Source organism: Paenibacillus phoenicis, assembly GCF_034718895.1.
In the GTDB taxonomy this organism is placed as follows: domain Bacteria; phylum Bacillota; class Bacilli; order Paenibacillales; family Paenibacillaceae; genus Fontibacillus; species Fontibacillus phoenicis.
On sequence record NZ_JAYERP010000001.1, the window covers coordinates 2,982,000 to 2,994,048 of the forward strand.

Sequence of the window (12,049 nt, forward strand, 5' to 3'; positions counted from 1 at the left end):
ACCAAAATGTCAAAAGTTTTGGACTCCCCCATGGTATCACGCCCCGATGGACCTGTCAAAATCAAGATTTGATTTTAATCCCCCAGACGGAATCCTTCTGGAACCCAGCCGCTTCACGCAGTTCCGGAAGCCGCTCGTCTTCCGGATAATGCTGCTCCAAATAGTGGACATACGCCTTGCGCAAGCCAATCTCCTGATCGAGCTTATTGTATTCGCTTGGGTACTTCTCCAGCCGCGCCAAAGCGGCATCCCACCGCGCCAGATCCGCCTTGGTCGTCCGTCCTTTGCGGGTCCGCTCCGCCAGCGAGGTCAGCTCTTCATAGGATTCCCGAACCTTGGCCGAATATTTGAACCTCCGGTTAAACAACCCCAGCGCCACGATCACCAAGAAAAAGACGACCCACGCCCCGATACTCTCCATCATCCGTCACCTCCTTAACTCTATGCACAAAAATAAAAGCTCCCGCTTTCAGGAGCCGCATTGCCGTTGCTGTCTTATGGCCAATCTTATGCCGAACTTATGGCTATCTCTTTGCTGGCATATGGCTGTCATCTGGCCGTTAATTATCGTCTATCCATCGCCACTTCATCCGTGACGCTTTATTTAAACTTGTGCCAATCCAGATTACTTGTATTCAGCAGATGCTCGAAATCGTTGTCGAGCCGTTTCTGCTCCGCCCGGCGCGCTTCCTCCTTGCGGATGCGGGCCTCCTCCTGGCGACGTTCCTCTTCCTTCTTCAGTTCTTCAGCTTGCGCCTTCAGCTTCGCCAGCGTATCCTGGCCAAGAAGATCCTTCAGCGTGGCCGGTTTGTCTGCCGCCGCATTAGCTGGCGCGCTTGGTACGGAACGTCCTTTCTTCTTCCCCACGGATGCTTCACCTCGGTTTCCTGCGTTCCTCTTCGTTCAAGCCTAAAGTATCATAGTCGAAAAATCATTGTCAATCGGAATCGCCGGCCCCGCTTCACAGCGCCTCTTACGCTGGGCAGAAGAACCATCTCACCGCCAGGTGACTACGTAACCTGCTACAATCCGCGAAGGAACAAGCCGAGATTAAACGCCAGGCTGTCCTTTAGCTCCAGCGGAAGACCAAATGCTCCGCGCAATTCCAGCGAGGCAAAGCCGTGAATCAAACTCCGCAACCCGCGAACCGCATGCAAAGCTTGCTCCTCCGTGAGCGGGTAACTGCCGAGGTATCGCAGGATCAAATCCACCAAGCGCCCGCCGGCTTCCTGCAGCGCAGGATGTTCAGGCCCCGGCGCCGCTTGCGCCGCATCGTACAATCCGGGATAGGCATGAGCAAATTCGAGATAAGCGTTAGCGAACTCGCGGATCGCAGCCTCTCCTGCCCGATCACCGACAGCGGCGGAAATATGCTCATATAACTGGTCCAGCGCGTATTTGGCCAATTCCACCCGAATTTGCTCCAGACCGCTGACATGGTTATAGAGGGAAGGCGGCCGGATGCCCAGCTTCTTGGCAATGGAAGTAATCGTCACCGCCTCCAGCCCCTCCGCATTAGCAACGTCCACAGCGGCCATCAGCACCGCTGTGCTGTCAATTCCCATTCTCGGCGACATGGGAATCCTCCTTCCGGTGAGTCACGGCCGCCGCGTTTGCAGCCGGCGCCTTGCCTAATGCCAGCTCGGCCGCCGCAATCGCTTTGGCGATGGCTGCCGCCGGCTGCTTCAGCACCGGCCCGTGCCCTACCGCCAGCAGCGAAGGGTTCAGGCCGGCCAGCTTGCGTGCGCTGGCGAGCGCGGTTTCCTTATGCCAGGTGGCAAGGGCCGGGAACGGAAACAGCGGGCGCACGGTGCCGCTCACGGCAATGCCTGCGCGGGTTTGGAAGGCATCGCCGGCGATCAGTGCGCCGCTGCGCGTATCAAGCAGCGCAAAGGAACCCGGCGTATGGCCCGGCGCCGCCACGGCCAGCAGCGAACCGATGCGCTCCCCATCGGTAAACGTAACGTCGGCGCGGGTCACCAGCTTCTTCGGCACCCCGCCGCGGATGGGCGAAGTCGGCTCCCCCGGGTCAAGCGACACGTCGCCCTCCATCAAGCGCGCATCGCGGGCGGATACGTAGACCGGAACTTCAGGAAGCTGCGCTTTTAAGGCATCCAGCGCGCCAACGTGGTCGTCATGGACATGAGTCAGCACGATCCGCGTCAGCGGCTTACCGATCTCTTCCACAGCTTTCAAGATTCCTTTGGCGCTATACGGCAAAGCTGCATCGATTAATGTGACGCCATCCTCTTCCTCGACCAGATAACAATTGACCGGAAAAAACCGGGGTAAAAAAGACAGTTGGATTAACTTCCCGTATTCCGTAATTCTCATCGCTAAATCGCCTCTCTCTCCCAAAAAACTAAAACCTTTAGTTTTAATTTAAGCTAAACCCTTTAGTTTTGCAAGAGGTTTCTTCCTATTTTTTGAAGTCGTACAAGCGTGCCTCCCTGAATATGCTGTACAAGCAAAGTTATCATTTCTGACTTTTGGAGGTTTAAGCAATGAACAGCTTTTTTAGCTATGTGCTACTTGGCTTATCTTTATCCGCCCCCATCGGCCCGGTGAACGCCGCCCAATTGGATAAAGGCATCCGCGGCGGCTTCCTGCACGCCTGGTTTGTTGGCCTTGGCGCCCTATCCGCCGACCTGCTGTACATGCTGCTCGTTTATTTTGGGGTGGTGCACTTCTTGAACACTCCGTTTATGAAAAGCTTCCTCTGGTTATTTGGGTTCTTCGTACTCACCTATATCGGCATCGACAGTCTAAAGCAAGCCGGCAAAATCCCCGACGGGGGGATGAGAGGCAGCGAGCCGCTTCGGAAGTCGCTCCTGTCCGGATTTCTCATGTCCATCAGCAACCCGCTGTCCATCTTATTCTGGCTGGGGATATACGGTTCGGTATTAGCTCAAGCCGCAGCTCATATGCGGACTCAGGACTTGATCATCAACAGCAGCGCTATTATTGTCGGACTGTTGGTATGGGATTTCACGATGGCCGGATTTGCCAGCGTGTTCCGCAAGCTGCTAACGAACCGGGTCCTGATGCTGATATCGATATTGTCCGGCCTGTCCCTCATTGGGTTTGGGCTTTATTTTGGATATCAAGCCTTTTTACTGCTCGCGCAACGATGGTAAGTCAAGCTCCCTTCGATCACGTCGTCCGTTTTGGACGCAGTACCATCGATTTGGCTGGGCGGCCCCGCCGCTTGGCCTGTTTCTTCGGCTTCCAGACGACCAGCTGCATAATGAAGGTCACGATCCCGATGACGCCAACAAACGCCAGGCTTCCCCAGAATCCCGGCCGGCTCGTGTCATGGAACAAAGTCCCCGACACCGCGATCGCGATTAGCACCATGCCGCCCCACCGTTTGACTTGCCCAAACCCGCTAAGCTTGAGCAGCTTACCCGATGTCACCAGAATAAAAAACCAGTTATAAAGCAGCAGCAATCCGGCCGATGTCGTAATGTACTCGTATATGCGCCCCGGCATGACAAAGGACATCACCACGGAAGCTGCAAGTCCGGCGGTAGTGAGGCCAATGGCAAACAACGGCCGCTCCCGCCAGCCTTTCCGTGCGAATAACGGCGGCGCATCCTTGTCCTTCGCGAGCGTAACCAGCATCGTCGTCACCGCATACAAGGAAGCGACCATCGTAGAGAAGCCGGCTACGATCAGCACGCCGTTAAACACATGGGAGATAAACGGCAGCGGATATTGGGCGAGGGCCGTTACGAATGGACTGCGTTTCGGGTCGAAGGTGTTCCAGGCCACCAAAGTGACGGCAAGCCCAATCGACAGCAAGTACACCACCGAGAGCAACAGCAGCATGATCGTACCGGATTTCGGAGCTTCCTTCGGATCACGCAGCCGAATCGCCATTATGCCCATTACCTCGATCCCGCCAAAGGCGTAAAACGCAAAAATAAATCCCGACCACAAGCCCATCCCTCCCGTTGGAAAGAAGGACTTGACCGTTTGCGGAAATTCCGGCGCTCTCCCGCCGCCTCCCTGAATCCAGCCCATCAGCGCGGCAGCGGCCACCCCCAGGAACATAAGGATGGCAGCGATTTTGATCACCGACAGCACATTTTCCATCGAATCAAACACCTTATTGCCAAGCAAAATCACGCCCAGCCCTAATACGGCATATCCAATCGCAAACATCCACATCGGCACGCCGGGGAACCAAAAACGCGAGAATAGCGATAATGCCGTCAGTTGGCTGCCCATGATCAGCAGCTCCGAGCTCCAATACACCCAGCCGCTGCCGAAGCCCGCCCAGCGCCCAAAGGCCCGCTTCGCATAGGAACGGAAGGAGCCCTGCTCCGGCTGGTCCGCGGTCATGCGGGCTAAGACCTCAAATACCGTATAAGTCCCGGCCGCAGCCAGCAGGAACGCGATCAGAATGGATGGCCCCGCCATGCGGATCCCGATCCCCGATCCAAGGAAATACCCGGTGCCGATGGTTGATGCCACCCCCAGCAAGGAGAGCTGCCACCAGCGTAGATCGCCTTTTTTCCCCTCTCCGTTTTGCGCCTTGGCCATGTTCTTGTCTCCCTCGTTTTATTTCAACAGTTCTGCATCCACGTATTCTGCGGCCGGCAAGCGGGAAATATGTAATCTGTTTCTTGCAAAAAAATAGCACCCGAAGCCCCGCTTGCCCCGGCGGAACTCCAAGTGCTTTAATTAGAGATATTTCGATTATTGGCCTGCGCCTTTCACCGGCTCTGGTTCAAGCTGCCCCTTCTTGGACGGCCAGAAGGCCGCTTTGCCAAGCAGCATGTCCATTGAAGTCTCCATCTCCCTTTTCTTGTTTGCTAACATGAGGTGATAAACATCACTCTGATCATTAATTATATATACCGGAAGGTTAATTATCAAACGGAAAATATGATATAATATGGGCTCAGTACAAGTTGCTCGAGGTGATCACGGTTGACCCTGCCACATAAAAAAGCCTTGGGACGGCCCGTCCAGCAGCTCGACGCCCTGGCGACGTCCGAGCAGATCCTGCGTTCTGCGTCGCTTCTATTTATGGATAAGGGCTATAAGTCCGTATCCATGAATCAGGTTGCCGAGCATTGCGGGATCACCAAAGCTACCGTTTATTACTATTATCCAACCAAACAGGATTTGTTCGTGGCCTCTGTCGCGACGACGCTCGCCCGGGTGAATGGACGCATCCGGCAGCTATTGGAGGAGCCCGGGACATTTCGGGAAAGATTGCTGAAAATTACCATTAACTATTTAAGGATTCCCCAGGTTCACATGGACGAGATGTTCCGCAGCATCCAGCATCATTTGTCCGGTGAGCAGCAGGAAACTTTGATCCGCCACGAAAACGATCTGTACGAAACGCTTCGCGAAGGGTTCGCCCAAGCTGCCAAGCAAGGAGAGATCGTCTGCAGCGACCCAAACCTGGCCGCCCATCTGTACGTTTCGATGCTGCGGGTGGGAGAACGTCAATACGCCGACAAAAATAAGCTGCTTCCGTCAGCGGAGCAGGCGGCCGAAGCGATCGTTAGCTTTTTGTGGAGAGGGATTCATAACTAAATTTGAAGGAGGTGGGAAGCTGTGGCTTTTGGCGTGTCGCGAGAGGAATTGGAGGCATGGAAGCGAAAGGTGGCTAGCGGAGAAATTGGTTTTCTGACCCACTATTGGCTGGACCCGCGGTTTCCGGATGCCAAGACCGTCACCAAAGTGGGTTGCTCCAACTTGGAGCGGCTCCGAGCTTGGTGCGAGGCCCATGGCCTTCCCGCCCGTTACATTCATCAACGCTCTCCGTTCCCTCATTTCGACCTAATCGGGCCGAAGCAGCGGGAAGTGTTGCAGGAAGAAGGGCTCTGGGATCAATTGGAGCGGTTTCACCTCCTATAAACGATATCAAGGCTGCTAGCCAGGATTTTGAACTGCACCCCGGCAAGCAGCCTTTTTTAAGATATCAGGACAGACAAGGCTCTCGAAATGCCGGAGAATTAACGTTTATTGAAGATTTCCGTCAATACCGGCACGATTTGCGATTTGCGGGATACAACGCCTTTCAGTACGGCTTTGTTGTCAACGAGCTTCACGTTGTAGGCTTGCTCGACGGCATCGGCTGCTTTACCCAGCGCCAAGCCCACGGAGTCGTTGTTCAGGATGTCGGTCACGACAAACAGGAACAGGTCCAGTCCTTTGTTGGCGATGATCCCGTTCAGGGCTGCCTCAATTTCACTTTGACGGGACAAGACGTCGTTGACGTCCACCGCGTTCACTTGGGCGATTTCAACTTTAGCTCCGCCCATGTCGAATTCTTTGGCGTCCAGGGAAATCAACTGCTCAATCGTCTTATCGCTGAGGTCGGCCCCTGCTTTCAGCATGTCCAATCCGTACTCTTCCGCGTTGACGCCGGCGATTTCAGCCAGCTCCCGTGCCGCAGCTACGTCTTGCTCAGTGCAGGTTGGCGATTTGAAGAGCAGCGAGTCGGAAATGATTGCGGACAGCATCAAGCCGGCGATGTTGGCTGGGACGGCGATGCCGTTTTCTTTATACATTTTATTCAGGATCGTTGCGGTGCAGCCAACCGGTTCAGCCCGGTAGTACAGCGGTCCGCTTGTCTCGAAGTTGGCGATCCGGTGATGGTCGATCACTTCCACAACACGCACTTGCTCAATATCGGAAGCGCTTTGTTGACGTTCGTTATGGTCGACCAGAATGACTTCTTTCGCTTCGTTCGCCACGGTCTCAACCAAACGCGGCGCTTCGAAGCCAAAGCGTTCCAATGCGAACGCCGTCTCCCCGTTGACATCGCCCAGGCGTACAGGCTCAACGTTCCAGCCCAGCTTGGACTTCAGGTCGGCGTAAGCGATTGCCGAACAAATCGTGTCCGTGTCGGGATTTTTATGACCGAAAATCAATACTTTTTCCATCTCATTACTCCCCTTTAGCATGACTTCATGTCAAAAGTATAGCTTATTAGCGGAGCGGCAAGCAAGACTCTCGTCCAAGCCTGGTCCGTTATCCGGACGTGATCCAGTGAGTTTACTTCTCCTGACAAACCGGGTACGATCAAGTTTAATGCTTCAGCTTATTCTTGCTTGGAATGGCGCTCAGTTGGGCCTTCAGTCCGCCTTCAGTCGGCATTCAGCAAATATTCAGCATCATCGCGCATAATAGAATCATCAGAATGGACACGCATGGATAGGTGCAAGGGGGATATTTTTCAATGAAACAAGTTAAAGGGGCAAAAATCTTGCTGGTGGATGATGAACCGCATATCGTGCAGTTTCTTGAGCTGGGTCTGCAAAATGAAGGATTTGAGGTGCGCACCGCCGGAGACGGTATGACCGCTGTCGCCATCGCCGCCGAATTTCAGCCGCATGTGATCGTGCTGGATGTGATGATGCCGGGAACGGACGGCTTTGAAGTGTGCCGGTTGCTGCGAAAGAACGGCGAGAACGTAGCCATCATCATGCTGACGGCCAAGGACGAAGTCGAAGATCGAGTGAAGGGGCTGACGATTGGCGCCGACGATTACGTCGTGAAGCCGTTCAGCTTCGAGGAGTTGCTCGCTCGGATCGGTGCGCGCCTGCGCAATCAGTTTCCGGCCCTGTTTGGTGAAGTGGTGATTGGCCCCTTCCGACTGGACGATCGCCGCAAGGAAATTGCCTATTTGGATCAGGTGTTGGAATTATCCCCCACCGAATATGAGCTGCTGAAATATTTGATCCTGAACCATGGCATCGTCTTAAGCAAAACGACGATTTTGGATAAAGTGTGGGGTTATGACTTTGGGGGCGAGGAAAATATCGTGGAGGTCTATATCCGGTCCCTGCGCGAAAAATTAAATGACCGGGAGCACCGGTTAATCCGAACGCTGCGCGGTGCGGGCTACCGCGTAGATCTGCCATGAAGCGCCTTGCCGGCAGAAGCCGGGCACGGACTGGCGGGATTACCGCCGCCGGGAAGCGATGGATCCGCGGACTTCGCAGCCTGATCTCCCCAAGCTCACTGCGCTTTCAGCTGCTCTCTAGATCCCTTTTTCTGTTAGCCGCTCTATTAATTCTGATTGGCGTATTTCAGTACGTCATCATGAAAGACTTCCTATACAAAAACCAAGCCGAAACCATGGTATCCCAAATGCGCGGCCCGCTTCGGGATGTCTTTATGAAGGCAGGCCAGCCGATCGAACACTGGGGACCCCCGAAGCCGGGGGGGGATGGCGCTGGAGTCGGGGCTGAGGCCGGGATGAACGGGAGCGCGCCTGGCGGCGGGGGCATCGGCGGAGAAGGAACTGATGGTCGTCCTCCGCAGTTGTTTATCCCCGGCGCCTCGCTCGCCATCATCAACAGCGATCATGATTTTATCGATCTGAACGCTGAATCCGGCGCCCCTGCCCCTCAGCTGTCCGATGCGGAATACGCCGCATTGTTCGAAGAGAGTCAGCCGGGATCGGAAGGCTACCGCGTCATCGAGGATCAGGACGGGAAGGAACAGCTGGTGGTCTTTCGTTTGGTTGGGTTGCCCGGAGAACAAGGCGAACGTGCCTGGCTCGTCCAAATGGGCACTTATACCGCACCGTTACGCGAAGTCGTGATGCGTCAGCTGCTGACGTTTGTCGGCCTCTCACTTCTGGCATTGGCCGGCGGACTGGCGCTGTATCTGCCGATTTTGCGCCAGGCGTTAACGCCGCTTAATCAAATGGTGCGCATCGTAGAGGATACCAATGCCGGGAATCTCAGCAACCGGTTCACGGCGGCATCCGGACAATCGGAAATTGATCGGCTGGGCGCTTCCTTTAATGGAATGCTGGAGCGGCTCGAGGAATCGTTTGAGGCCGAGCGTGAAGCGAAGGAGCAGATGCGCCGGTTCGTCGCGGACGCTTCCCACGAGCTGCGGACACCGCTGACCTCGATCCACGGCTTCCTGGAGGTGCTGCTGCGGGGAGCCGCCAACCGGCCGGAGCAGCTGCATACCGCGCTGAACAGCATGCTGGGCGAAGCGCAACGGATGAAGAAGCTGGTCGAGGATTTGCTGACGCTCGCCAAGCTCGACCGCACGCCAGTCGTCCAGCGCACCCAGGTACGCTTGGATAAAGTGATCGCGGAGATGGAGCCGCATCTGCGGATGCTGGCCGGGGAGCGCGAGGTCCTGTTCGACCTGCAGCCAGGGCTGACCGCGATGTGCGACCGGGACAAAATCAAGCAAGTGGTGTTGAACCTGTTCCACAACGCCGTTCAGCATACCGACCCGCAGCAAGGGACCATCGCGGTGCGCTTGTCGGCTCACCCCCGTCAGGCTGAACTGGATGTGCGGGATAACGGGCCCGGCATTGCCCCCGAGCATTTGCCGCATGTGTTCGAGCGGTTTTACCGCATCGACGCCTCCCGCACGCGCAAACAAGGCGGAGCCGGGCTGGGCCTGTCCATCTCGCAAGCGATCGTTGAAGCGCATGGCGGCACGATCGAGGTTCACAGTGAGCCAGGCCAAGGCGCAACCTTCAGGGTGACGCTGCCGGCGATATAAAGGGCCAGCGGTGCATATGCTGGCTGAGCATACGCTGGCTGAGCATACGCTGAGCCAAGTATAGACCGGCCAAGGCGTGCGCCAGCCAGGCATAGAGAGCAACCGGGCAACGCACGCTAAGCATGCACCGACGAAGCATATGCCCGGCTAAGCATACGATGGCACTCATATACCGGCCGCACATTCGCTAACCGGCCACCCAACGGTCGGCCAAGCATTCGCCCGCTAGCCATACATCAGTCGGCCACACATTCGCCCGCCAGCCTGCGGCTAACGGACCGTAATGACGTTATTTGCTTATTTCCCGGATATTTCCCTTTGTAACGGACTCAATAGCCGTTATTAAGCTCCCAATATGGGAATGACAGTGAAAAAGAGCAAAATAACGTCATCTGTGTCCGTTAGCCTAGAGTAAACGTGTTGTTGACACCAATAACGTCATTGGAGTCCGTTACATTATAAAAAAAGCCGTCCCTTAGCGGGACGACTCCATTTTCCGATCTTCCTTACTGTACATTTGCTCATGCTCCAGATGCACCAGCACTTTGCCAAATCGGCCGCCTTCTTCTGGAAATACGAGCCCGACCGGAGTCAACTTGCGGAGCCGCAGACAGCATCCACTTCGACGCTATCGATCGCGCTGTCGAAAGAGGACAAAAAGCAAGGCTGGAAATTCGTCGGCCCGACGACGATGTACGCTTTCATGCAAGCGATGGGGTTGTTCAACGATCATGTTGAAGACTGCGTCATTAGGGCAGAGGTTGAGCTCGCGCGCCAACAGTTCCAGCATCCCCGGGCAGTAACCGGCAAACGTTAAGCGGCAGCTGACGCCCTTACCTTTTGTTGGCGATCGACTAAGGGATTACGAACGAAGTCTGCTTTAGAAAGCAAAATAGATCGGGGGAATTAGTCCTGAGAATTGATCAGATCTATTTATTAATTTATAATCGAGCGAATTACATTTGTATAGTATGACCCTTCAATGTAGACTAAAGCTCCCTTATGCATGGGTTGGTCTAGGGACTTAGAATTTGAGTGTAATGTCAAAAATAAGCTTGCATCAGAAGTCGCTCCTAAGTTTAAAACTGAATAAAGTCCAGCGTTGATCCTCGACTTTGATAAGAAAAACGCCCATCACATATCGATGGGCGTCAACGTCGTTAAGTATTATAAATCTATTAGCTAACTAACCTACTACCTAAAGCCTTCCCCCAAAAAAACAAGTATGATTCCTCAATAAGATAAAAATCCAACTATTAGGTTACCGGAAAATTGAATACGAAATTCCAACTCGAATGTGTACCGCGTTGTAATGTTGCCGTAATATTGATACCACAAGCATAAGCGAGACCATATTTCAGAACTGCATCCCAACCCCAATTTCTTACAAGTATCGTATCAGAATCAAATGCATTTAAGGTGTCTTGTTGATTAGTTACAGCCTTGCCTCCATTTGTATAACCAGCACCACCATTTTGTGAAACTAAAATTCGTTTATTAGACACTGTTACAGAGCTGTCGAGTAGATCAAATCTATAATCAATTTTATCCATTCCAACATAAGTAAAGCCATCCTTTGAATAAGAAGTATAATAAATAGTTGCATAGACCTTAAGTGATATACTGTCGTCAGTCTTATTACCAGATTGCGTGTGGGTTGTTGCACTTATTACAGCTTCAGCTTTATATTGTGTGGCAGTTTCGTTGGTTTGGATTCGCATAAAGTCATCTAGCTTTTGTACTTTAATCTCTCCTACTTCAAGTTCGTAAACTTCTCCTGTTTCCAAGTTCTCTAGTTGTCCATTTGCATCAAGGATATTCTTTACCATAAATTCCTCATTATCATGATGGGACTGAACAAATTGATAATTTTCATTATTACCAATTTGTTCAGCATTTGCAATCGAACCATAAGAAGTAACTAATAAGACGGAACTAAGAAAAAGAATCATTTTTTTCTCAAAAACATGTAAACTTTAGGTTATAATTACAATTTTATTATATACCAATATTGAAAATATTGGTAGTGTTAAATTACAAAATTTGGGAGGTAACTATGAAAATCAAATTTGGTCTTGTTTTATTAATTTTTATTTTTGTATTCGTTGGGTGTAATAGTAATCCTAAGCAGGAAACTGACAATAAAATAAGCAAGGAGATCATTTCTTTACAAGGACAAAGTGACCATTGGACGGCTAATTATACTATAAGAGAGACTGAAAAAAGTTCCGAAGCATCGAAATATTTGCTCCAATGTACTATTGAACCACGCAACTCTAAAGAATTGATTTTTGATGTCGCTTATAATATAGCTAGTCCCAGTAACGTTTCTCAACTAAGTGGAACTATAACTTCTGAGACTGATAGTTACCTCAGTGATAAGGTCATTTCTCCTTCAATAGACACCAACTTCTTGCCAAGGAAAGGGGAGGATATCATCATTACAATTAAATGGAATAAGAAGTTTGAAGAGAAGATTGTTCTCACACCTTAAAAATTTTCGAGAAAACAAGTTGCTAAGGAGCTTGATAAGATGTTGGAG

The 12,049-nt window shown here is 52.5% G+C and carries 14 protein-coding genes; 7 read left to right on the top strand and 7 right to left on the bottom strand.

Annotated elements, in window-relative coordinates; genetic code table 11:
- Window positions 1-61: 61 nt before the first annotated feature.
- The 4 genes from U9M73_RS14200 to U9M73_RS14215 all read right to left on the bottom strand — a co-directional run bounded on the left by U9M73_RS14200 (window position 62) and on the right by U9M73_RS14215 (window position 2,334).
- Window positions 62-424, bottom strand: a complete 363-nt coding sequence (locus tag U9M73_RS14200) for a hypothetical protein (RefSeq protein WP_260071925.1) — start codon at window positions 422-424, stop codon at window positions 62-64.
- A 176-nt stretch (window positions 425-600) separates the two neighbouring features.
- Entirely contained in the window at window positions 601-867 is a 267-nt protein-coding gene (locus U9M73_RS14205) for a YqkE family protein (protein WP_009226874.1), read from the bottom strand.
- A gap of 155 nt (window positions 868-1,022) precedes the next feature.
- Window positions 1,023-1,577 (bottom strand): TetR/AcrR family transcriptional regulator, encoded by a 555-nt coding sequence (locus U9M73_RS14210; protein WP_323077774.1) that lies wholly within the window; start codon window positions 1,575-1,577, stop codon window positions 1,023-1,025.
- Complete coding sequence (locus U9M73_RS14215; RefSeq protein ID WP_323077775.1) at window positions 1,555-2,334, bottom strand: MBL fold metallo-hydrolase; 780 nt, start codon at window positions 2,332-2,334, stop codon at window positions 1,555-1,557. Before U9M73_RS14215 ends, U9M73_RS14210 begins: the two co-directional genes overlap by 23 nt.
- 170 nt (window positions 2,335-2,504) lie before the next feature.
- On the opposite strand from U9M73_RS14215, the gene U9M73_RS14220 reads away from it, so the two are divergent.
- Window positions 2,505-3,137, top strand: a complete 633-nt coding sequence (locus U9M73_RS14220; RefSeq protein ID WP_323077776.1) for a LysE family transporter — start codon at window positions 2,505-2,507, stop codon at window positions 3,135-3,137.
- A 16-nt stretch (window positions 3,138-3,153) separates the two neighbouring features.
- On the opposite strand, the gene U9M73_RS14225 is transcribed toward U9M73_RS14220, so the two are convergent.
- Window positions 3,154-4,548 carry an amino acid permease gene (locus U9M73_RS14225; RefSeq protein ID WP_323077777.1) on the bottom strand — a complete coding sequence of 465 codons (1,395 nt, stop codon included), beginning with the start codon at window positions 4,546-4,548 and terminating at the stop codon, window positions 3,154-3,156.
- Window positions 4,549-4,938: 390 nt separating this feature from the next.
- On the opposite strand from U9M73_RS14225, the gene U9M73_RS14230 reads away from it, so the two are divergent.
- Both U9M73_RS14230 and U9M73_RS14235 read left to right on the top strand, forming a co-directional pair.
- A complete protein-coding gene (locus U9M73_RS14230; protein WP_323077778.1) occupies window positions 4,939-5,556 on the top strand; it encodes a TetR/AcrR family transcriptional regulator in 618 nt (205 codons plus the stop codon).
- Window positions 5,557-5,577: 21 nt separating this feature from the next.
- Entirely contained in the window at window positions 5,578-5,880 is a 303-nt protein-coding gene (locus tag U9M73_RS14235; RefSeq protein WP_009226880.1) for a hypothetical protein, read from the top strand.
- A gap of 98 nt (window positions 5,881-5,978) precedes the next feature.
- Here U9M73_RS14235 and U9M73_RS14240 read toward each other — a convergent pair whose 3' ends face one another.
- Entirely contained in the window at window positions 5,979-6,911 is a 933-nt protein-coding gene (locus U9M73_RS14240) for a manganese-dependent inorganic pyrophosphatase (protein WP_260071929.1), read from the bottom strand.
- A gap of 296 nt (window positions 6,912-7,207) precedes the next feature.
- On the opposite strand from U9M73_RS14240, the gene U9M73_RS14245 reads away from it, so the two are divergent.
- The 3 genes from U9M73_RS14245 to U9M73_RS14255 all read left to right on the top strand — a co-directional run bounded on the left by U9M73_RS14245 (window position 7,208) and on the right by U9M73_RS14255 (window position 10,324).
- Window positions 7,208-7,894: a response regulator transcription factor gene (locus tag U9M73_RS14245; protein ID WP_260071930.1), complete on the top strand. Its 687-nt coding sequence runs from the start codon at window positions 7,208-7,210 to the stop codon at window positions 7,892-7,894.
- On the top strand, window positions 7,891-9,507 hold the full coding sequence (locus U9M73_RS14250; RefSeq protein WP_260071931.1) for a sensor histidine kinase: 1,617 nt from the start codon (window positions 7,891-7,893) through the stop codon (window positions 9,505-9,507). The genes U9M73_RS14245 and U9M73_RS14250 overlap by 4 nt, the downstream gene beginning before the upstream one ends.
- Before the next feature lie 523 nt (window positions 9,508-10,030).
- Complete coding sequence (locus U9M73_RS14255; RefSeq protein WP_009226494.1) at window positions 10,031-10,324, top strand: DNA-3-methyladenine glycosylase I; 294 nt, start codon at window positions 10,031-10,033, stop codon at window positions 10,322-10,324.
- Window positions 10,325-10,763: 439 nt separating this feature from the next.
- On the opposite strand, the gene U9M73_RS14260 is transcribed toward U9M73_RS14255, so the two are convergent.
- Window positions 10,764-11,459 carry a hypothetical protein gene (locus tag U9M73_RS14260; protein ID WP_009226495.1) on the bottom strand — a complete coding sequence of 232 codons (696 nt, stop codon included), beginning with the start codon at window positions 11,457-11,459 and terminating at the stop codon, window positions 10,764-10,766.
- Window positions 11,460-11,563: 104 nt separating this feature from the next.
- Here U9M73_RS14260 and U9M73_RS14265 point away from each other — a divergent pair, with 104 nt between their 5' ends.
- Window positions 11,564-12,001 carry a hypothetical protein gene (locus U9M73_RS14265; RefSeq protein ID WP_036646317.1) on the top strand — a complete coding sequence of 146 codons (438 nt, stop codon included), beginning with the start codon at window positions 11,564-11,566 and terminating at the stop codon, window positions 11,999-12,001.
- Window positions 12,002-12,049 lie beyond the last annotated feature (48 nt).